General features: G+C 43.6%; 16 protein-coding genes. 13 read left to right on the top strand and 3 right to left on the bottom strand.

Annotation, left to right across the window (positions count from 1 at the left end; all coding sequences use genetic code 11):
* Nucleotides 1–108: 108 nt before the first annotated feature.
* Nucleotides 109–828 (bottom strand): LytR/AlgR family response regulator transcription factor, encoded by a 720-nt coding sequence (locus HF638_RS17240; protein ID WP_169481304.1) that lies wholly within the window; start codon nt 826–828, stop codon nt 109–111.
* Nucleotides 829–1,070: 242 nt separating this feature from the next.
* Here HF638_RS17240 and HF638_RS17235 point away from each other — a divergent pair, with 242 nt between their 5' ends.
* The 8 genes from HF638_RS17235 (at nt 1,071) to HF638_RS17200 (ending at nt 13,744) form a co-directional block, all read left to right on the top strand.
* Nucleotides 1,071–1,700, top strand: coding sequence for a hypothetical protein (locus HF638_RS17235; protein ID WP_169481303.1), 630 nt, complete (start codon nt 1,071–1,073; stop codon nt 1,698–1,700).
* 34 nt (nt 1,701–1,734) lie between these two features.
* A complete protein-coding gene (locus HF638_RS17230; protein WP_169481302.1) occupies nt 1,735–4,674 on the top strand; it encodes a glycoside hydrolase family 3 protein in 2,940 nt (979 codons plus the stop codon).
* Nucleotides 4,675–4,679: 5 nt separating this feature from the next.
* On the top strand, nt 4,680–5,102 hold the full coding sequence (locus HF638_RS17225; protein ID WP_169481301.1) for a hypothetical protein: 423 nt from the start codon (nt 4,680–4,682) through the stop codon (nt 5,100–5,102).
* A 16-nt stretch (nt 5,103–5,118) separates the two neighbouring features.
* Nucleotides 5,119–7,539, top strand: coding sequence for a glycoside hydrolase family 2 protein (locus HF638_RS17220; RefSeq protein ID WP_169481300.1), 2,421 nt, complete (start codon nt 5,119–5,121; stop codon nt 7,537–7,539).
* The gene (locus tag HF638_RS17215; protein ID WP_169481299.1) at nt 7,505–8,104 is read left to right on the top strand and encodes a hypothetical protein; all 600 of its coding nucleotides are present in this window, start codon (nt 7,505–7,507) and stop codon (nt 8,102–8,104) included. The genes HF638_RS17220 and HF638_RS17215 overlap by 35 nt, the downstream gene beginning before the upstream one ends.
* A 27-nt stretch (nt 8,105–8,131) precedes the next feature.
* Nucleotides 8,132–9,148: a glycosyltransferase family 2 protein gene (locus HF638_RS17210; RefSeq protein WP_169481298.1), complete on the top strand. Its 1,017-nt coding sequence runs from the start codon at nt 8,132–8,134 to the stop codon at nt 9,146–9,148.
* Nucleotides 9,149–9,259: 111 nt separating this feature from the next.
* A complete protein-coding gene (gene glf / locus HF638_RS17205) occupies nt 9,260–10,366 on the top strand; it encodes a UDP-galactopyranose mutase (protein ID WP_169481297.1) in 1,107 nt (368 codons plus the stop codon).
* 219 nt (nt 10,367–10,585) lie between these two features.
* Nucleotides 10,586–13,744 (top strand): glycosyl hydrolase, encoded by a 3,159-nt coding sequence (locus HF638_RS17200; protein ID WP_169481296.1) that lies wholly within the window; start codon nt 10,586–10,588, stop codon nt 13,742–13,744.
* 73 nt (nt 13,745–13,817) lie between these two features.
* Here HF638_RS17200 and HF638_RS17195 read toward each other — a convergent pair whose 3' ends face one another.
* Nucleotides 13,818–15,803, bottom strand: a complete 1,986-nt coding sequence (locus tag HF638_RS17195; RefSeq protein ID WP_169481295.1) for a beta-galactosidase — start codon at nt 15,801–15,803, stop codon at nt 13,818–13,820.
* 117 nt (nt 15,804–15,920) lie between these two features.
* Here HF638_RS17195 and HF638_RS17190 point away from each other — a divergent pair, with 117 nt between their 5' ends.
* From HF638_RS17190 to HF638_RS17170, 5 genes are all read left to right on the top strand, one after another.
* Entirely contained in the window at nt 15,921–16,763 is an 843-nt protein-coding gene (locus HF638_RS17190; RefSeq protein ID WP_169481294.1) for an AraC family transcriptional regulator, read from the top strand.
* 257 nt (nt 16,764–17,020) lie between these two features.
* Entirely contained in the window at nt 17,021–18,064 is a 1,044-nt protein-coding gene (locus HF638_RS17185) for a pectate lyase family protein (RefSeq protein ID WP_169481293.1), read from the top strand.
* A 302-nt stretch (nt 18,065–18,366) separates the two neighbouring features.
* Nucleotides 18,367–19,845 (top strand): methyl-accepting chemotaxis protein, encoded by a 1,479-nt coding sequence (locus HF638_RS17180; RefSeq protein ID WP_169481292.1) that lies wholly within the window; start codon nt 18,367–18,369, stop codon nt 19,843–19,845.
* 139 nt (nt 19,846–19,984) lie between these two features.
* Complete coding sequence (locus tag HF638_RS17175) at nt 19,985–20,668, top strand: DUF4274 domain-containing protein (protein WP_169481291.1); 684 nt, start codon at nt 19,985–19,987, stop codon at nt 20,666–20,668.
* Nucleotides 20,669–20,731: 63 nt separating this feature from the next.
* A complete protein-coding gene (locus HF638_RS17170; RefSeq protein WP_169481290.1) occupies nt 20,732–21,955 on the top strand; it encodes a GNAT family N-acetyltransferase in 1,224 nt (407 codons plus the stop codon).
* A 130-nt stretch (nt 21,956–22,085) separates the two neighbouring features.
* On the opposite strand, the gene HF638_RS17165 is transcribed toward HF638_RS17170, so the two are convergent.
* Nucleotides 22,086–22,451, bottom strand: a complete 366-nt coding sequence (locus HF638_RS17165) for a VOC family protein (protein WP_169481289.1) — start codon at nt 22,449–22,451, stop codon at nt 22,086–22,088.
* Nucleotides 22,452–22,551: the final 100 nt, after the last annotated feature.

Raw genomic sequence — 22,551 nt, 5'->3', positions numbered from 1 at the left:
TTTTGATAAGGCAGCGTCAAAATGAAAATACAAAACACAAATTCAATCAAACTAGCCGATCGAATGATAATCTGTTTGGAGTAGACAACCAAAAAATCAGAAATCATACTATTCATCTTTTTCTCTCACATATTCCATTAGTTTATTAACAAAGGCTTTTTTTCTGGGCTGACTGATCCGCAGCTCAACGCCTCCATCTAATGTAACAGTGTATCCATGTACTCTTTGCACATACGCCAGATTGACCAAGTAACAATTATTGCATCTGAAGAAATCATACCCGTGCATTTTTTTTTCGATAGATGAGATCGTGGCATACTGCCGGAAGCTATTTTCTACCGAGTGATAAATGACATGATGCCCTTCCGTTTCAACATAGCGGATGCTTTTGGGAGAAACTTTGAGCATTCCTTTGTCCGAAGGGATAAGTATTTCATCTTTGGGATTATCGTTAAGCCTTTGCATGGCCCGTGACATTTTCAAGGCAAAATCAAAGTACTCCACCGGCTTTAACATATAATCAAGCGCTTCCACTTCATATCCTTGAATAGCATATTGGGTAAGATTGGTGATGAAGATAAGAATTACTTTTTTATCAAGTAATCTGATACTACGCGCAGCATCCATTCCGTTCATATACGGTAATTGAATATCCATAAAGATGATATCAAAATTGGACTCGTAATTCTCTAATAGTGCAACAGCTTGAGAGAAATGCACAATATTGAAGGAAAGTCCTTTTTCAGCACTATAGTTCGTCAGATGACTTTCTAACAAACGCGCTTGATTGATATCATCCTCTACAATAGCGATTTTGATAATCATCATTCACCCCTCAGTTTTATCTCTAATGTATGTTCACTATAGAAAGCAAGCATCTCTTTGTCAATAATACAACCCAAAACTCAGCGCAAACTAAAAAAAAACCTCATAAACTAAAAAACCAATCGTGAATTTTCGTTAATTCTTTGAGTTTATGCCAAATACCACAAACAACCGGCGTTACCCCATACAATGAATATGCGCTTGAGAAAGCGTATACAAATACTTGATTAAAAGGGGATAGCAACATGGGGAAAAGAACAGCAAAAACAGCCTTCACAGCAATTTGTATGGTTATGATGTTGGTTGCATTAACAGCTTGCGGAAGTGGAACAGATGGAGAAAAGTCGGGTGCATCCAATAACCCTACAGGGTATTATGCGTCTACGACTAATGTTGCATTCACAAGTGCTTACCCAGAACATACGTTCAAAAGAGCCACTTTCGGCGTTCAATCCATTGAGACATTTGCAGATAATACGTACATCTTAACATCCACAGGTACTTCTTTTTCGGGAGCTTTGCTATTTGAAGATAGCGGCGAATACGATGTTGTACCTAGAGGAGCGGACATCACTAAATATTATGGGACAGTAACGGTAAAAGACGAAGATGGGCTACGTACACTTGAATTATCCCAACCTACATCCGTGATGGTGAATAGTTCATACTCGGCAGGTGCAAACCCAATTGGCTATTTGAATACACTTGCATGGACGGATGAAATGGGGCAAGCAGCTGGTGGAGAAGGAGCAGCCTTAACAGCAGAGCAGTACCTTGAATCTGTATCATTCCCGGCAACTTCTATCATTGTTGACCCTGCAAGAGCAAGCTTCGATTATACGGTACTTAAAGAGAGCGCAGAAGCAACACATTAAGTTAAATAAATGGACTCTGTAGGAGGTAGCTGCATTGAAAAGCAAAAAAAAATTATGGCGCGGATTGACCGCGCTTTCAGCATTCCTTTTAGCCTTTAGTTTATTCATGACGGAGTTGCTAATGAGTTGGAGTGGTCAAGTGAATGTTTTTCTTAAAATCACTCCGCCTGTGATCCAAGCTGATGAGAGCTCCATGTATTATAAAAGCAAATATGAGTTATCTGATCAGGGCCTAGCAGAGATGTTAGTTGATTCAGATAAACATGACGTGCAAACGATGGAAGAAGGAACGGTTCTCTTAAAAAATAACCAATCCTCTCTGCCGTTACGTGCTGAAGAACGTAGTGTTACCTTGTTTGGTCGGGCGACGGCAGATCCGGTATTTAGCGGGAACTCTGGTGGACCCGGTATGGATGAGAAACGTCAGGTTAATTTATACAACGCTTTGAAGGAAGCTGGATTCACCATTAATGACAAGTTGTTGGATGCTTACAAGAACAGTGATGTGGCTAGAGCAAAAGCATCTCCGGATTGGTTCATTGGTGAAGTCGACAAAAACTTCTATACCAGTGACTTGCAAGCAACATACCAAGACAATTTCAATGATGTGGCTATTGTCATGTTGTCCCGTGATGGTGGTGAAGGTAAAGACTTAGCGACAACCGACAGAGACGGTATGTCTTACTTGGCACTTCATAACACAGAAAAAGATCTATTGAAAATGATCAAGGATAGCGGAAAATTTTCGAAGATTGTTGTTCTTATCAATAGTGCATATGCGATGGAACTAGGTTGGCTTGAAGAACAGGAGTACGGAGTCGACGCTGCCCTGTGGATCGGAAATCCGGGTCTTAAAGGCTTTACAGGTGTATCTAATGTATTAGTAGGTGCGGCTGATCCTTCAGGTAGACTCGTGGATACCTTTGCAGCAGATTCCTTGTCTGCACCAGCGGTAAGAAATGCAGGCGATTTTCAATATTCAAATGATAATGGTCATTATATCATCCAGGCAGAGGGAATCTATCAAGGATACAAGTACTACGAAACAAGATATCACGATGCTGTCTTGGGTTTGAATAATGCGGACAGCAGCGCAGGTGCTTTTGTTAATCTAGAACGCTGGAGCTATGCTGACGAAATGGTATATCCATTTGGTTATGGAACGAGCTATGCTAATTTCACTCAGCAGTTAACTTCGGTTGAATGGGACAGAAATGCCAAAACAGTAACGGCTCAGGTTAAGGTGACGAATGAGGGCTATCCTCAGGAATCAGCTTATACAGGAAAGTCCAAATCAGTCGTACAGGTCTATGCTCAACTTCCATATGAAGAAGGGCAAGCAGAGAAATCGGCAATTCAGTTAGTTGGATTCGGGAAAACGAGTGAACTGGCTGCAGGTGAATCTGAAGATGTCACTGTTACCATTGATGACTATTTATTTGCAACCTATGACGAGAACGCTGAAAATGGGGCTGATCCCAGCAAGAAGGGTAGCTATGTCTTTGATCCAGGGGACTACTATTTTGCAATTGGTAATGATAGTCATGACGCTCTCAATAATGTGATGGCGAATAAGCAAGGTGCAGCAGTAGCAGGCAAGCTGTTATTGGCTGATGGTTCAGTGGTAGATGGAGATGCAAATAAAGCAGTCTCTGTACCGTTAGAAACTTTGGACAACGTGACCTACGCAAAATCTCAACAAACAGATGAAGTGGTTTCCAATCAATATGAAGATATTGATTATAATTACTTCGCTGAAAATGCAGTTACGTATTTAACGCGTAATGACTGGGGCACGTACCCTAAAGCATACACCGATGTTGAGGCTACCGATAAATTAAAAGAAGTATTGTATAACGAAAAATATCAAAAGCCTAGTGATGCCCCAGCATATGATAGTTTTGCCCAAGGTGTAGATGCAGGGCTGAAACTGGTTGATATGAAGGACGTTCCGTTTGATGATGATGAAAAATGGAATACGTTTTTGAGTCAATTAACAGTTGCTGAGCTGAGTGCAACGATCGGGGAGAATTTTGGACAACCAGCTGTGAAGTCCATTAATAAACCTGCCAACAAAAATACAGATGGACCTTCAGGCGCCCAATCCAATTATTTATTTAATAATGGTCAACCGTCTACGGCACATGTTAGTCAAATTGTAGCAGCATCAACATGGAACCAACAGCTCATAGCAGAACGTGGTGATTTTATCGCAGAGGATGCCTTGTTCAGTGGAACGACACAGCTGTGGTCACCAGGAGCCAATCTACACCGGACTCCGTTTAGTGGACGTAACTTTGAATATTATTCTGAAGATAGCATTCTGAGCTATATCATGGGTGCAGTTCAGACAGAAGCAATGCAAGCGAAGGGGTTAACCGCTGCCATTAAACACTTTGTTGCCAATGATCAAGAGACGAATAGAAGCGAGTTAGCTACATTTGCAACTGAACAATCCTATCGTCAAGGTCCTTTGAAAGCATTTGAGGGTGCCTTCACCAAAGGAGAAGCGCTTGGTACGATGATGTCATTTTCGCGAATTGGTGCACGATTGGCCTATGCAGATCATGCAACACTGACACAAGTGCTTAGAAATGAATGGGGCTTCAAAGGGGTTACGATTACAGATTCAGTTAAGGGTAACCCGAATATCCCAACTGTGGAATCACTTGTTGCTGGAACAGATACGTTTAATGCGGATACTGCCCGTGCCAGTGAAATTCACAAATACCTTGCAAGTAACAAGGATGGTTACGTATTGCAGGAGTTAAGAAGAGCGAATAAAGGCTTCTATTATTCCTTAGCTAATTCTACTTTGATTAATGGTCTATCCGCCGAAACCGAAGTAGAAGATTTTGTACCATGGTGGCAAACATTTTTGAAAGTTACAAATTATGCACTTGGTGCATTAACGCTGTTGAGTTTAATCCTGTTCATTAGAACTGGCTATGCAAGAAGGATAAAGGGGGTTTAACCTAAATGGTCTTATTTAAAGACAGAACACTGGGTTTTTGGATCGGATTTATGGCTGCAAGTTTGATGCTGGTAGCTAACATTGTGTTTCTCATTGTTAATCATGGTGATCGCACCTTTTCCTTCATCACCTTTGGTTTAATTATTGCTGGCGTATTAGGAGAATTGCTGGTTTTGCTTAAAAACTATTTCTTTGCCCCTATTCTACCAGCCGTTTCTTTTGGAGTGGCATTATCCATGCATTTCTATTTAGGGTTCCCGACATTATCAGATGTTGTGAACGGAGTTAACTTTATTGGAGGGAATCCTCAAGCTGTTCTGGTCTTTGGTATTGCCTTTGCGATTGGAACCATTGCAGCACTGATCTCTTGTTTTATGAAACAATCCAAGTCCGAAGGGTTAAACCATACGGTTCATACTTCAAAATGAAAGCGGAGAAACATAAATGAGAAAAATTAGTATCTGTGATGGATGGAGTTTTGTAGAGAATATTACTGATGAATTTTTCAACTTTACAGGTGAGGGGACAGCCGTAAGGCTGCCCCATACTTGTAAAGAAGTCCCTGTACACTACATGGAAGAGAGCGCTTGTCAGATGATCTGTGGTTATAGACGTCATCTGATCGTTCCGGATTCACTGAAAGGTCAGCGTTTGTTTCTTCAGTTTGACGGGGCCGCTCACGTAGCAGAAGTATTTGTCAATGGCGAGCAGCTAACAACTCACAATGGCGGATACACTGCTTTTCGAGTAGAAGTAACGGATAAACTGGTGTACGGAGCTGAGAACCGAATTGTCGTTCGTCTGAATACACGAGAAGATGCAAATGTACCGCCATTTGGTCATGTCATTGATTACATGACTTACGGTGGACTCTATCGTGAAGCATGGTTGTTAGTTGCTAATGAAAGTTATGTAGAAGATGTTTTTGTTCGAACACCGGAGAAAAACCAAGCACTGATCGACGTTACCATTAGTCATCCTGATTCAACACACGTTGTGGAATTAAGCTTGTTAGATCAACAGCAAACGATAGTTGCCCATACAACCCTGAATGTAACAGGGGCAGAACTTAAAGAATGCAGGATTAATGTTCCTGATAGCAACGTGTGGAGTCCGGAGACTCCTTATCTTTACTCGTTGACAGCAACACTTAAAAAGCATAATGGAGAAATAATCGACGAATATAATGTGTTTTTCGGATTCCGCCAAATTGATTTTCGCTATGATGGATTTTATTTGAATGGTGAAAAATATAAGATTCGCGGGCTGAATCGCCACCAGAGTTATCCGTATGTAGGTTATGCCATGCCTGCGTCAATGCAGGTGGAGGATGCACGAATATTAAAGGAAGAACTACATGTTAACGCAGTTCGCACCTCGCACTACCCTCAGTCCAAGTATTTTCTAGATGCATGTGATCGTTTAGGCTTGCTCGTGTTTACCGAAACACCAGGTTGGCAACATATCAAAGACGATGAAGAATGGAAACAAATCGTTTGTGAAAATGTGGAAGAAATGATTCTGCAGTATCGTAATCACCCGTCCATTATTCTGTGGGGGGTTCGATTGAATGAGTCGCAAGATGATGACGTTCTATATACAAAGACCAACGAAATCGCTCGCCGTTTGGATCATAGCAGACAGACCAGTGGAGTTCGCTTCCTGTGGAGAAGTAATCTGTTAGAAGATGTCTATGGGTTTAATGATTTTTCTCATACTGGAAAGAACGGTGCGCTACTACCTAGGTGGTTGATTTCACCGAGTAAAAACAAAGCGTATTTGATCTCCGAATTTAATGGTCATATGTTCCCAACAAAAGCAACAGATGAGCCTTCTCGCCGTCTTTCTCATGCTATGCGTTACGCCAATGTCTTGAATGAAGTGTATAAAAGAGAAGACATTGCAGGCTCTTTTGGCTGGTGTATGTTTGATTATCAAACTCATGGTGATTTTGGATCTGGGGATCGCATTTGTTATCACGGCGTGATGGACATGTTTCGTAACCCGAAGCTTGCTGCCAGAGTCTACGCCAGTTTCTCAGAAGATGCTCCTGTTCTGGAAGTGGGTTCAGATATGCATATCGGAGATTACCCTGGTGGCGCTGTTGGTGAAAACTATATCTTCACGAATGCGGACCAAGTCCGGCTGTATAAGAATGACATTATGATCCGGGAGTTTGAACCGGTTAACCAAAAGTATCGTTATTTACCACATCCACCGATCGAATTCTATGACACCGTAGGAAACGTGATTGAAGAAGGAGAGAAGTATTCCCGTAAGAAAGCAGATGCCATCAAAGAAAGCCTATTAGCTATCCAGCGCTTTGGGACTGCATTACCTGTAAAGTATATTTTTAAAGCAGTATGGGTCATGTGTCGTCACCTTGTATCGCCGATCACCTTCTATCGTTTGTTTTTCAAGTACATCGAGAATTGGGGAGCTTCAGCGCCTGTCTATCGTTTTGAAGCTGTGAAAAAAGGAAAGGTTGTCGCAGAGGTTGTGAAATCATCTAACGCGAGTATTCATGTGGAAACCACCGTTAGTGCTGCGGGATTAGTCGAAGCTGACACGTATGATATGGCGTCAGTTCGTATTCGAGTAGTAGATGCCAATAACAATAATGCAACCTACTCTCATTTACCTTTATTTCTAAAAGCGGAAGGCGCGATAGAAATCGTAGGACCAGACTGTGTCGTCGCAGAGGGCGGTATGTGTGGTACGTATATCAAGACACACGGAACAGCTGGCGAGGGAATATTGACCATCACCTCCAATCAGACTGAACCTATCCAATTAAGCTTTAACGTGAAATTAGAAGGAAGTGATCGGTATGCAAGCAATCAGGTTGCGCTGGAACAATTATAGAGATAGGCATCCCAAGTTAGCCGAATTTTTAATGTTTCTAATCTTGAGTAATGGCATCACCGTTTTTCAGATGGTCCTTATGCCTGTGTTAAAGGCCATGTTTAGTGGAAGCAGTATGGAAGCCTATACTTTTCAACTTTTTCCGCTAGGTCATAATTTTGACGGATCAGTTTACTATATTTTCAATTATCCAGCGGGTTCAATTGCATCGGGTGGAGGTGGAGGTCTAGCTTACTTCATTGCTGTCCAATTAACCTTGGCTATTGCTCAGATCATTAATTTCTTTGCACAACGCAATATCACCTTCCGATCCAAAGGGAACATTTATAAAGCGGCGTTTTGGTATCTTGTAGCTTATATTTTGATTACCATTTGTGCAGGAGCCCTTCAGGGGTGGTATAAGGAACCGATCTACAGCTTCTTTATCGAACGATTTGGAAGATCGGGTGAGACAACGGCGGATCTGATCACCATGATTATTAATGCCGCCATTTCATTCTGGGTATATTTCCCGATATTGAAAATCATATTTAAAGAGAAGAAAAACAAGATAACAATAGGATAAATACAAGATACTAAGAAGAGGTTTGTTATGAAACTATTATCTTTCGTAATACCGTGTTTTAACTCGCAGGATTACATGGATCGGTGTATAGATAGCTTGCTAATTGACGATGAAGAACTTGAGGTCATTATTGTTAACGATGGATCTAGCGATAGTACCCAAAGGATTGCAGATCAGTATGAGGCGAAGTATCCATCCATTGTAAGAGTCGTACACCAAGAAAATTTAGGCCACGGTGGAGCGGTCAATACAGGTATTAGTTTTGCTACTGGATTATTCTTAAAGGTTGTTGACAGTGATGATTGGATTGATCCGAGTGCCTTCAAAGAAATACTTGCAACACTAAAAACGCTGGTAGCGGAAGATAAAACAGTCGACATGGTTGTAAGTAATTTTGTCTATGAGAAAACAGGGAAAAAGTACAAAAAGGTGATGGAGTACGGAAAAAACTTTCCTGAAGGATGCATTTTCTCATGGGATGATATTAAACCCTTTCGCAAAGGTCAGTATATCTTGATGCACTCGATTATTTATCGCACGAGTCTATTGAAAGAATGCAAATTGAAACTTCCAGAGCATACATTTTATGTGGATAATCTGTTTGTGTTTCAACCGCTGGAAAAAGTGGAGCGCATCTATTATGTAAATGTCAATTTCTACCGCTATTTCATTGGAAGAGAAGATCAATCCGTCAACGAAAAAGTGATGATTGAACGAATTGACCAACAGCTGAAAGTAAATAAACTCATGATCGATCAGATCAATATGGAAGAAATTAAAAGCCTGAAACTTCGTCAATATATGCTGAACCATCTCGAAATAATAACCGTGATCTCTACCATATTATTGATTCGTTCAGGAAAGAAGGAAAATCTAAAAACGAAAAAAGAACTGTGGAAGTACATGAAGGATAAAGATATTGAATTATACAATAGTATCCGGTATGGAGCCATGGGAAGATTGATGAATATGCCGGGTCATTTGGGTCGCACCATGTCAGTAGCTGCCTATAAATTATCACAGAAGATTGTGGGATTTAATTGAAAGTATAATACAACGTTTATCATCTTCAAACCTGTGGATACGTATAGAATCCACAGGTTATTTTATATCAATTGCTTTCTTATACACGAATGAAAGGTAAGGTGAGTGTACATGCAGTACGATTATTTAGTCATAGGTTCCGGATTATTCGGCAGTACATTTGCTTATGAAGCAGCCAAACGGGGAAAACGAGTAAAGGTTATTGAAAAAAGAGACCATATTGGCGGTAATATCTATACGGAACCTATAGAGGACATACATGTTCATAAATATGGGGCGCATATTTTCCACACCAATAGTAAGGAAATCTGGGACTACATCAATCAATTTGCGGAGTTCAATCGATATACGAACAGCCCTGTCGCCAATTATAAAGGTGAAATATACAATTTACCTTTTAATATGAATACGTTTAATCAGTTATGGGGCACGATTACCCCTGATGAAGCCCAATTGAAGATTGCGGAACAGATAAAGGAAACACCGATTAAAGATCCAAAAAATCTCGAAGAACAAGCCATTTCATTAATTGGAACGGATATTTATGAGAAACTGGTGAAGGGGTATACAGAAAAACAATGGGGGCGTAAAGCAACAGAGTTGCCTCCCTTTATTATTAAACGTGTCCCTGTCCGATTCACGTATGATAATAATTATTTTAATGACCGATATCAGGGGATTCCCGTTGGCGGGTATACCCAAATCATCGAAAAAATGTTGTCGAGTGAACGGATCGAGGTAGAACTAAATCAGGACTTTTTTTCCAACAAAGAATTCTATTTAAAAAGCTCCTCAAAAATGGTGTATACAGGAATGATCGATCAATTTTTTGATTATACATTCGGTGAGTTAGAATATCGAAGTTTACGATTCGAATCCACGACTGTAGATCAGCAAAACTTCCAAGGCAACGCAGTTGTAAATTATACCGATTCCGAAACACCATACACTCGAATTATAGAGCATAAACACTTTGAATTCGGCAAGCAGTCCAAGACAATCATAACGAAAGAGTATCCCCAAGCTTGGAGCAAAGGCGATGAACCCTACTACCCTCTAAATGACGACAATAATAATGAAAAATATAGAAAATATCATAAACTTGCAGAGCAATCACCACATGTTATATTAGGTGGACGTCTAGGAATGTATCAATATTATGATATGCATCAAGTGATTGCAGCTGCATTGAATGCAGTCAAGACAGAATTCGGGTAGTCCTATTGAAAGTCGCTATTAAGCGACTTTTTTTGTTTATGATCAACACAACAACAGTCTTCCGTAATATCACTTTGTGCTATAGTATCTCTACATACACAAAATAATGAAAGCGTATTCTAAACTGGGAAGATAGAGATTAGATAGAAAGTGGAGTAGCTGACGCGTTCAGAAATACAAATAATACGGTTAATCAATCTGTACATTGTGAGGTGACACATGAATCCGGACATATTGAAGCGTGCATTTTTAAATCCAGGTCATTCGTTTCGTTCGGTTCCATTCTGGGCTTGGAACGACAAGTTGGAGCAGGAGGAGCTGAATCGCCAGATTGATGGTTTCAAGGAACAGGGCATGGGCGGTTTTATGATGCATGTGCGTGAAGGCTTGGAAACACCCTATCTGAGCCAAGAGTTTATGCATCGGATCAAGGATAGCGTCGCTAAGGCGAAGGAGTCAGGCATCTCTGCCTGGTTGTACGATGAAGATCGATATTCCTCAGGAATGGGTGGTGGAATGGTTGCGAGTAAAGGCGGCGATAAGGTACGTGCCAAGGCACTGACGTTAGATATGAGCCGTACCTTTAAACGAGAAGATACATCCATTGTTGCCATATATCATGCTATCATAACAGGGGGAAGCATCACGGAGCTGAGGCAACTGGCAGAGAATGAGCTCACAGTGGTTCTTCATGCGGAAGATGAGATCTATCTCATCTTCCGTGTAAGAATCGCTGATAAAAACGATTGGTGTCATGGCGACACTTACACGGATCTCATGAATCCTGAGACGGTAAAGTTATTTATTGAGACCGACTATGAACCTTACAGGGAAGCAGTTGGAGAAGAATTCGGAAAAACGGTTCCGGGAATATTTACCGATGAGCCGACGATCCAAGGTTTTGCCGAACGTATGAATGAACCAGAATTGACTTGGATTGCATGGAGCGAAGTGTTTGCGCACGAGTTCGAACTCAGAAGAGGGTATTCCATATGGACGTTGCTTCCATACTTCTTTTTTCAAGGCACTCTTTCTCCACAAATACGTTATGACTACTGGTTGACCGTGACCGAAACGTTCAGCGAATCGTATACGAAACAAATCGGGGAGTGGTGCCAAGAACATGGCATTCAGTTCACTGGACATTTTCATTCCGAAGGTAGCATCGTCGGACAGACTCGTCATAACGGTTCAGTGATGTCTCATTATCGATATTTGCACATACCGGGCATTGATACACTGGGAGAGCAGACAAAAGAACATTTAACGATCAAACAGGTGTCCAGTGTTGCGAATCAGCTTGGTAAGAAACAAGTAATCACCGAAACTTATGGTGTGACAGGCTGGGATTTAACTTTTGAGAGTCGAAGATGGATCGGGGATTGGCAATTTGCTCTAGGTATTAATCTATTGACTCATCATCTATCCTGGTACTCACTCAGAGGATGTCGTAAGCGGGATTATCCGCCATCCTTCAATTATCATATGAACTGGTGGAATCATAATCGGCGCATGGAGGATTATTATGCAAGACTCGGCTCGGTCTTAAGTGAGGGGAAATTAACTCGGAATGTGCTTGTGATTCATCCAGCCTCATCGGTGTGGTCACATCTGGGACAAAATGTGAACATATCCTCATGGAAGAATACAGCCGGTAATGAATCGATGCTGACAGACTACGATAAGTCGTTCAACGAATTCGTTAACCGTATGGTTGAATGGCATGTCGATTATGATCTGGGTGATGAGCTTATAATGAAAGAGTTCGCCAGAGCTGAGAAAGGCCTGCTATACGTGGGTGAAGCAGAATATTCACTCGTTGTTCTACCTTCTCTCCACAATGTAATGTCCTCAACACTTGAGGTGTTGCTTTCATTTATGGATAGTGGGGGTATTGTTGCTGCATTTGGGGAAGTGCCTTACTTAGTAGATGGCAGGTCAGAAAATTTGCATCGTTTGGATGAGCTATATAAGCATAGCCACTATATTCAATTCAAAGATTCTGCTGAACTGATGCCTCTGTTGGACGAGAAAACATCACGTGCCGTAAGCATTCAGGATAAGGATGGCATGGAAGCAAAGCATTTTCTGCACATGCACCGCCAGGTGCAACATGGCTCGACTGTTTTTATTGTAAATAATGATCGGAATAACACCCATCAAGTGGAAATCTGTATCTCAGAAGGGCAACACCTGGAAGAATGGAATGCTTGGTCTGGAGAAATGATTCCACGTCCAGTTCATAAGAAAGATGGCAAAATACGCTTCAGCGATACATTCGGACCAGCACAGTCCAGGCTGTATATTGTGTCATCCACTTCAACCCATCAAGAGACAAATGCAACCGTTATCAACGATGAAGTGCCTGACGTGAATCAGGTGTCGGATCAAGATCATACCATGTTTGAGATAATTAATGAGTACATCTCAGAGCTACAACCTGTCTCGTTTGAAAGAACTGAGCCTAATGCGCTTATTCTTGATCAATGCCAGTTTCGCCTGGGGAATGAACCATGGTCCGAGCCCATGGAGGTGTGGAGGGCCCAACGTATGATTCGTGAACGACTGGGTATGCGTCAGGTATTCCACAACGGAAACCTGCAGAGGTACTTCTGGATTCATGAGGATCATCCGGGCAATGAAGCCCCGCTGGAACTCAGGTTTACATTTGTGGTTGCCGATGTGCCAGCGAATGATGTATTTGTGGTATTTGAAGATGCAGATCGTTTCGATTTTGAGCTTAATGGCAACTGCTTGGATCAAGAGCCAGAAGGATATTATTTGGATCGGCGTATGCAAAAAATTAAATTGTCAGGATTGCATGAGGGCATCAATATGTTAACTGTTCTGATCTCTTATTGTAGCGATATGGAATTGGAGAATGCATATATTATTGGAGATTTTGCTGTCGACCCTAATCGTAAAATAGTGAGTGAGCCTGACAATCTAACTTACGGAGACTGGCGTAAACAAGGCTATCCCTACTATTGTGGCAGTATGAACTATGATTTTGAGATTGAAAAGGGTATCGAATCAGTTAACGGATACAGATTGGAGTTTGGTAAATATGCGGCTGTTCTCCTTGATATCCAGTTGGACGGCACAACAGGTAAGACCATTCCGTGGAAATGCGAGGCATGGTTTGACATAGATCCTACCCTCCTGACGGATCAACAGAATAAAGTCGTGGTTGAAGTTGTTGGAAGTCCAAGAAATCTGTTCGGTCCACTTCATCAACAGGAGGCCCATCCAAACTGGCTTGACTGGTGGTCATTCCATCCCGAAGATGAAGATTATACATTAGAATACCAAGGCACTCCCTACGGTTTATTAGAACCTATTAAACTTCTACGTAGTAACAAGAAGGCTCGAGATTAGTGAGAGAAGGGATGTCCCTCAAGGTCGTAAGCCTTGTGAGACATCCCTTCTTAAATATGACAAGCTACTGATCTTATACAGTTAGAATGTCTACTCCCAGAGCTGGAAGAGTCAACTTCTGATCCAATCTTTCGCTGGTCAACAAGCTGCGATAAGGAACGTCCAGCGTAATTTCTCGTTGCTCATTTGTCAGATTGATCAGGAAGAGGAAGTTTTGCTCCCCCTTCGTTCGAATCGATAGCTCGACACCTTCCGGCAACTGGATTTTGGGCGCCAATTCCTTTTCCTTCAATATGTCTTCAAACAGCTGATAGAAATACGATGGCTCCGGCCAAGTGCCGACATAATACACTTCACCTTCACCAAGCTTATTGACAGTAACCGCCGGTACACCCTCGTAAAAGTCGTTGTCATACCAGGCGATTGGCTCTGCACCTCGCAGTTCCAGTAGATCACACCATTGCTTCGCAGCGAATGTCTTGCCCTCCGCGTTCCGTATGCGATGCTCACTGTTGCCGATGGCATCATATTCACTTACGACAACACCCGCCGCTTCCGCCAGTAGCCCCGGCAGAGGCAACATCCCACATACATTCCTCATGTTCTTCACACCAGTCCGATTGGTGAGAACAACCGTGCCACCCTTGGCTGCGAAACTCTCCAGTCGCTGTGCTACTTCTTCACTTAACAGGAAGAGGGAAGGGACAATGACCAGCTTGTACCCGTCGAGCTCCTCAGTCCAGTTGATAACGTCTGTACCGACGCCCATTTTCAAAAATGCATTATGCATAGAGGACAAGTTGTCTATATAGTGCATTCCCCCTTCCGCCTGCGGCTGAAGGGAAAGCGCCGTATGCTGATCATGCGAATGCAGGATCGCAACCTGGGTAACAATGGTTGAGTCGGCGAGTATTTCTCCTAACTGGTTCACCTCGCGAGTAAGCTCCGCGAATTCCCTGAACCTGCGTCCAGGAACATTGCTGTGGTCGATCAGCCCGTGCCAGAATTGTTCGGCTCCGACGGTAGCACTCCGCCATCGGAAATGGACGACCATATCCGCACCGCGAGCGATTGTCTGCCAAGAGCGAGCTCGGATCAGTCCAGGATACGGGGTGCGCTGAATCGGCATCCAGGCGCCCTGCGCTCCGCTGAGCTGTTCCATTACCCAGAAATTCCGGCGTTTGATACCGCGAACCAAGTCCAACGTGAGCGCTCCGTTCCTTGGAAACCGATCGCCATAATCGCGATACAGCTCATTCGGATAATAATCGACAGAGACGAAGTCTAATTCGTTGTGCATATCATAATAGTCCAGACTATTCGGATATTGCCACATGTTATGCGTCACGAATTGATCTGGGCAGTTACGACGTAAAATCTCAAGCTGCCATCCCAGCAGATAGCCTACGCTGTCGGAACAAAACCGCTTGTACTCCAGAAGATAAGAAGGATTCATCGGTTTGCTGGCACCAAGCGGCGTTGTTACCTCAGCCCAGCTGCTGTACTCCCCACTCCAGACGACCGTACCCCACTCCCGGTTCAACTCCTCCAGATTGGAATAACGCTTTTGCAGCCAAGCGACAAATGCACGATTGCATGTATCACAATGGCACTCCTGGTAGTGCATCTCGTTATCGATTTGCCAGCCGATGACGGCGGGATGTTTACCGTAGCGCTGTGATATCGCTTCCACAAATCTAGAGCCCAGCATTCTCAAGGAAGGGCTGTTGTTGCAACGATGTCCACGCACACCTGGCCGGATGATGTGGCGTTGCTCATCCATGGGTAGCACATCCGGATAACGGGTTGTCATCCAGTTCGGCGGGGTATTGGTTGGGGTGCATAACACAATTTCCATACCACGCGAAGCGAATACTTCTATAGCCGCATCCAGCCATTCAAACTGATAATTACCCTCAGTCGGTTCCATTCGGCTCCAGGCGAACTCCGCCATTCGCACAACTGTAACCCCCGTCTCTTGCATAAGTACGGCATCTTTCTCCCATAACTCCGGTGTCCATTGCTCTGGATAATAATCAATTCCTATCTTAATTGTCATCCTGTATTCTCCTTTATTTATCAATATATTGCGATTATATGCTATATTAATTGGAGTGAATATCTTAAAAAATTAATATGATATAACAATATTAAGATAATAGGAGAGTTTAGTCGTATGCCTCTTCCCAATCGCAATTTCCCGGTATTATCTGCCCGGGACAAGCTGCTCCCTTTTTATTTGCTTGGCATCGGCCTGCATCATGAACAGGAGCACATACGCCGAGACCAAGGCATTCAGGATTATCAGTGGATACAATGTCGCAGCGGTGTGGGCAAGCTCAAGCTAAGTGATACGGAACATATCGTCAAGCCAGGTATGGGCATGCTGTTGTTCCCTGGACAGAAGCATGAATACTATGCGTTATCCGAGAGCTGGGAAGTCGACTGGATCATTTTCGATGGCAGCGGGTCAGCAAGCTTGCTTGAAACCGTGGGCATTGTCGACACATGTGTATACACGCTTGCATCGCCTGAATACCTTCTATCCCGCATGCGGGAGTTGCTGCAAGCTGCCTTAACACCGCAAGAGCAGACATTAAGCAATTACGCCTGCTCCGCTGTCCTCTATACCTTATTGACAGAGATTATTCAACGCGTATCTGTTGAGGGCAGCGATACCGTCGGGCAACAGTATGAGCGATTAAAGCCGGTTCTGGACTATATTGAACAGCATTATGCTGAAGAGATTACTTTGCCAACGCTGGCTGGATTGATCTGTGTCACACCGGAATATTTCTGTCATTTGTTCAAGAAGACGACAGGCATTCGTCCCATCAGCTATGTTAACCAGGTAAGGGTCAACAAGAGCAAGGAACTGCTGCTTGGCAATGTGCAGCGCGGGATGGAGGATATCGCTCGTCAAGTCGGTTTCGAATCTACCAGCTATTATGGAGCCATCTTCAAGAAGCTGGAACGAATCACACCTGGCGCCTTCCGCCGCAACTATCAGAAGTCGTGAGATATTATTAACTGCAAGCGAATGGTTTTTCGTCAGTGTCCAAGTTGTATCTCACAGTACTCGTTTATAGAGCTGCTAATTAGCAGCTCTATTTTGTGTGCAAGAAAGGACTGATTTTGATTTTTCACTATATCTGATCTGCTGTTGCATAAAAGTGATAATTGTTGTCTTTTTGCAATCATTGTATTGTCACAGTCGAAGTTACACGATATAATCGAGTTGTCTTCGAGGATAATATTATAAAGGATGGTGAAATTTTGAAGAAGTTTTCGTTGCTTTTACTCGCGGTAACTCTATTGTTGTTAACGATCTCAACGGCTCCGTCTACATATGGCGCGGCCAGTTATTCAAACACAGGTACGAACGGATTAACCGGTTTTGCAGGTAGTGCCAAGAATGAAAATGGTGTATCCAAGGCAGCCACGACAGGTGGCAAGAACGGTCAGGTGGTTTACGTTAGTAATCTTAATGACCTGAGAACACATATGGCGGGCTCTACAGCCAAAATTGTCGTTGTTGAACAGAATATTTCTTCTTCCTCTCTGCAAAAGGTTGAATTTGGAGCGAACAAGACACTGGTAGGTTCCTTTGACAAACATACATTAACGAATATTCATTTCAGATCTACAAGTAGTTCAAGCAATGTAATTTTTCAGAACCTGACCTTTCAACATTCAGCGAATATCAACGGCAATGATGATATCCAGGTGTACATCACTTCTGGCTCCAATTACTGGATCGATCATGTGACGTTCGCTGGCCACAGTTATAGCTCTGGCGGAAGTGATCTGGACAAACTTCTGTATATCGGTGATCGTGCTGACTTCATTACGATTAGCAATTCCAAATTTGCGAACCATAAGTATGGTGTTATCCTCGGTCATCCGAATGATGGTAACAGCAGTTACAATGGCGTACCTCATGTGACGATGTCTAATAATTACTTCGAAAATTTAAATGTACGTGGTCCTGGACTTTTAAGATATGGTTACTTCCATCTCAAAAACAACTATGCCAACAACTTTAATCAGGCCATCACAATTGGTGAAAAAGCACGTATTTATTCTGAAAACAACTACTTTGGTGCTGGCGCTGAAAAGGGTGGCATCCTGGATGACAAAGGAAAAGGTGAGTTTACGGATACGGGCAGTACGCCGGCTCTGAATAGCCCGACTTCTCCTAAAACGAACTGGAGACCAAGCTCCAACTATAGTTATCAGGTAGAGAGTGCCAGCTACGCGCGTGAGTTCGTCACCAAGTATGCAGGATCATCCAATACCACACTTGTATTCGGAAAATAAGAGTTGCTGCCCATCCATATCATGACCAAAAAGGCCTGTTCTGTACGCCATAACGTATAAGACAGGCCTTTTTGTTTGTAAAATGATATGCATACATATCATTTTACAATTCATATTCATTTTAAATGTTGAATACCGATATACATAAAGTAGCGCTGATTTCATACTTGTGAAGTCAATATGTACTATGCTAAGGCGCTTCGTATTTGCGATTTGCGCATAAGCAGGACCAAAGACTGATAGAAGTAGTACAGTAAGGCCCTACAACTCACAATTAACCTACATAAAAGGACGGGGTATGCATGGATCGTATGGACGAAATTATTTGGAAAAGGAACAAATTAATCGGTATCATTTTGTGGATTATTATTGCCATTGGTATGGGGCTGGCCTTTACGATGCCGAAGTTACTTGTGTCCAATGGAGTAGCTCTGATCTTTGTAGTTTGGATTACATACGCTAATGCGAAAAAGAAACATATTCATCTCATTCCATGGCTGATTACTGTATTACTTACAATATGTGGAGTCTATGTCGGTTGGGGAACGGTCAATTTTGCCTTAAGTTTGGTTATAACCGCAGTTCTACTGTTATTTCCTAACAAGAAATTTTTTGTGGTTGGATTTTCGGTATTACTAGTCAACAGTGTTCTTCAGTTATTTGTTATGAATACCGTTGACTCTGTTGAGCTAATAGGCAATATCGTTAATGTGGGACTATTCGCTCTCACGGGGGCCATTCTGATGCTGGTCTCACAGCTGAATCAAAGGCTCTTCCATGAAAGTGAAGTACGCCAGAATGAGGTAGAGCGCTCGAAACAAAGAGTGGAAACGATGCTGGAACGTGTGAAGGAATCCGTCGATGGTTTGTCTCGTTATACGGATCAGTTGAAGCAAAAGGTGGATGCGACTGGTTCTATCACGAATGAGGTGACGCTTGGTTTCAGTGAAGTTGCCAAAGGTGTTGAGTTCCAGGCGACCAGTGTAGCCGAGATTTCGGAATCTTTGTCTGTGTCGGATCGGCATATCAAAGACGTTGCGTCGTACTCCCAGCAGATGAAAGAGTTGTCTTCAAGTATGGCAACGAGCACGCAAACAGGAAGCACACAGATGGACCAGCTGAACATTCAGATGCAAGAGCTATATGACACGATCAATACAACAGCTAGTGACATGCGAAAGTTCAACGAGGAAAGTGAATCCATGACGCTTATGCTAAACAGCATAGCGGATATTGCGAGTCAGACGAACCTGCTCGCGCTCAATGCAGCCATTGAAGCGGCTCGTGCAGGCGAGCATGGACGCGGCTTTGCTGTAGTGTCAGAGGAAGTTCGCAAGCTAGCCGAGAACTCGGGTCAATCAGCCAGTGATATTTCAACCATTCTGTCTCGATTGAAAGGACAGACGCAGGCACTGACGGATCGATTCGAACGCATTCGTCTTTCGTTACAGCAAGGAAGAGACAGTGTGCAAACGGCAGATGAAGTGTTCCGTACGATCAACAGCAACTCTCAGCATGTATTGAATCAAGCGACAGATATTGAGATTAGTTCGGCTACCATGAAGGAATCTTCCACCAGAGTTGTGAATGAGGTTTCCGAGATTTCGAGTGTAACGGAGCAATCCAGTGCAGCGACAGAAGAGATTCTGGCAAGCATGGAAGAACAGCGCAACCTGACACAGAAGATGGTGGAGAGCTTCGGAGAACTGGAGCAACTGATCGTGGACCTGAATGAGTTAGTCTCGGATCATCAGGCTACTTCCGTTGGGAATAAACTTTAATAATGAATAGTTGAGAGCCTGTCGGTGCGTATTTGGCGTACTGGACGGGCTTTTTTTCGTCTAGAGTACAACTTGATGCATGCATTTTTTTCCTATACAGTGATGTGTAGAGTATGAAGAGGATGGAGGAGAACGAACCATGAATTGGTTGGAGATTAGCAAATCCAAAGATGTGGAACAAGTCAGAGCAGCCGTCGGTGTATTGGATATCAACGAACAGGATGATCGTGGACGTACACCGCTGATGCTCTTTTTGACAAATCGTATGCCGACTGAAGCGATCCGGTGTCTTCTGGAATCTGGCCCGGACTTGGAAGTGGAGGACAAGCTTGGGGATACCGCCCTGAAAAAAGCTGTGAAGTTCAAGCAAATTGAAGCCATTCAGCTATTGATTGAACATGGAGTCAAACTGGACGCGCCCCTTGGAATTCAGGCCAGTGCCTGGAACGCAGCGAGACGTAATCCGGACATAGCGGATATGTTACTGGATACCAAAGGTGCGGTTAGACTCAAGCTGACCCAGGCGGAGCAAAGCATTGTAGATGAAATTTTGTACGAGGAGTCTTCAGACAAGGCAACTGCCCAAATCCGTGCACTGGATTCAGCTGTACTCCTGCATGCCATTGTGAACGGATACAACTGGGATGACAGTCCTGAACCGATGATTGCAGTATGTGAACATCCTGAATGTGCAGAGATTACGCGGCTGGATATGGCAGAACTGCTGGATGCGGACTACTGGCTGGAGATGGATGAAGATGAGGTCAACCAGAGAGAAGACGGACCGGTGTATCGTCAGCTTGCAGAGCAATTATCCGGATAGGGTAGCCATTGAACTGAACTTGGTAGTTAAAGAGAAGATGTTACCTCATGGGGGAGTAGAAGGTTGAAGAATAAAGGAATGAAAGACAGCTCGGCCTGCGATGACCGTACATATGAGATTAGGAATGATAACTGCGCTGAACGCGTGCGTCTATATGATCACCATTTGTTCAAAGACATGGACTGGCCTAATACGGAGGACGGCAGATATGCCAGAGCTTATCTGGAACCTATGATGCAGCAAGGGTCCCGAAGCTTTATGTCCAACGTGGAAACGACATTGCTGCTCGCCCGGATCGATGATCTCGTTATTCCGGTGACAGTGAACGATACAGAGTATGACAATGCTTACGTCTGTTCGCCATACACGCATTACGTGAGTTACGCCAAGCAGGAATTGATCATGTTGCAGAAGCCCATGTTGGAAAAAGGTCTTTCTGCGCTGCTCAGTCTAATCGGTTGGGGAATGAAGCGATCACAGATCAACAAAGTCGCGCATGTGAACAACTGGTTGTTGTCCACCAATCTGTATCCAGCCATGTCTGGTGATCAGGCGGCTTGTTTGCTTGCAGCGGTACAAGAGCGATACCCTGAGCATGTCATTGTGTTTCGCTCTTTGTGTCCGGGACTTCATTCCGATCTGACGGCGAGGCTAACAGAAGCGGGGTGTCGATTGATTCCGAGCCGACAAATCTACCTGTACCGAGCGCATGATCCGAATTTTGGCAACTCGAAGTCGCGCTGGTTGCTGAAGCGGGATTACGAATTATTGGCCAAGCATGGATACGAACTCGTATCCGTAACAGATATGACAGATGCAGATATTCCGCGAATCGTGGAGTTGTACAAGCTGTTATACCTTGAAAAATACTCCTATCACAATCCGCAATTCACCGAGCAGTTCATTGCTGCTGCGATGGCTTCAGGAACACTCAGGCTCTATGGCCTGCGAAAAGAGGGGCGCCTGGACGCGGTCATGGGTTATTTCTGCCGCAATGGAGTTATGACAACGCCGCTGTTCGGTTACGACACAGCGGTGCCCCAGTCTGTTGGACTATACCGCATGTTATCGGCCTGTCTGATCGGACAGGCTCGCGAGAACGGCCATCTGTTGCATGAGAGCGCCGGGGCTGCGCAGTTCAAGCGCAATCGCGGTGCTGTGGCGGATTTCGAGTATTCCGCTGTATATGAGCGCCATCTTCCTTGGGGCAGACGCTGGTGCTGGCTAATGCTTGATCGGTTGTTGAATCGCGTAGGTGTGCCGCTGATGCGCCGCATGAAGCTGTAAACAGACATAAAGCTTACCGATATCACAACATTTTGAGGTAGTGTGTGCATGTATGCAGTTTTAGCTTCACACATGCACACACAACTGGTCATCGTGATACGCACACTTAATGCTTAGTTACACTCGGCTATTAGGTATGCTCTGCGAGTTGTACCTCGAAGCCATCTGGATCTGTAATGTAAATAAACCGCAGATGCGGATGGGGCTGGATGGGGCCACGTAAAATCGGGACATTTAGCTCTGCCAGTCGTTCCATGGCTTCATCCAGCGAGCTTACCTCATAACCGATCGACACGCCAGCCTCACGTTTAAGAATGGATTCACTACCCTCAATCAGTTCCAGCTTGGCTGCATTCTCCATGCCCAGCATGGCAATCTGCCGTCCACGGCTTTCGAATCTGCGCTGAATGGGAAGTCCGAGCATGTCGTGATAGAACCCGAGCGAAGCTTCCAAATTACTGACCCTCAGCGTGATCCAGTTTAATTTGATCAACATGGGTGAATCTCTCCTTATTTGTATCCTATGTATCAATATTACGTCCATTATACGTTAAGCGGGGACAAGCACCTACTCCTTATCAGCAAACAACAAAATA

The sequence above is a fragment of the Paenibacillus sp. SZ31 genome, from assembly GCF_012912005.1.
Classification (GTDB): Bacteria; Bacillota; Bacilli; order Paenibacillales; family Paenibacillaceae; genus Paenibacillus.
This window is presented reverse-complemented; position numbering and strand designations above follow the sequence as displayed.

Bases quoted from the DNA above. Each gene is read 5' to 3' on its own strand.
- HF638_RS17190 (WP_169481294.1), top strand. From the start codon at position 15,921: ATGCCTCTTCCCAATCGCAATTTCCCGGTATTATCTGCCCGGGACAAG.
- HF638_RS17220 (WP_169481300.1), top strand. From the start codon at position 5,119: ATGAGAAAAATTAGTATCTGTGATGGATGGAGTTTTGTAGAGAATATT.
- HF638_RS17235 (WP_169481303.1), top strand. From the start codon at position 1,071: ATGGGGAAAAGAACAGCAAAAACAGCCTTCACAGCAATTTGTATGGTT.
- HF638_RS17195 (WP_169481295.1), bottom strand. From the start codon at position 15,803: ATGACAATTAAGATAGGAATTGATTATTATCCAGAGCAATGGACACCG.
- HF638_RS17165 (WP_169481289.1), bottom strand. From the start codon at position 22,451: ATGTTGATCAAATTAAACTGGATCACGCTGAGGGTCAGTAATTTGGAA.
- HF638_RS17215 (WP_169481299.1), top strand. From the start codon at position 7,505: ATGCAAGCAATCAGGTTGCGCTGGAACAATTATAGAGATAGGCATCCC.
- HF638_RS17210 (WP_169481298.1), top strand. From the start codon at position 8,132: ATGAAACTATTATCTTTCGTAATACCGTGTTTTAACTCGCAGGATTAC.
- HF638_RS17200 (WP_169481296.1), top strand. From the start codon at position 10,586: ATGAATCCGGACATATTGAAGCGTGCATTTTTAAATCCAGGTCATTCG.
- HF638_RS17175 (WP_169481291.1), top strand. From the start codon at position 19,985: ATGAATTGGTTGGAGATTAGCAAATCCAAAGATGTGGAACAAGTCAGA.
- glf (WP_169481297.1), top strand. From the start codon at position 9,260: ATGCAGTACGATTATTTAGTCATAGGTTCCGGATTATTCGGCAGTACA.
- HF638_RS17180 (WP_169481292.1), top strand. From the start codon at position 18,367: ATGGATCGTATGGACGAAATTATTTGGAAAAGGAACAAATTAATCGGT.
- HF638_RS17240 (WP_169481304.1), bottom strand. From the start codon at position 828: ATGATGATTATCAAAATCGCTATTGTAGAGGATGATATCAATCAAGCG.
- HF638_RS17225 (WP_169481301.1), top strand. From the start codon at position 4,680: ATGGTCTTATTTAAAGACAGAACACTGGGTTTTTGGATCGGATTTATG.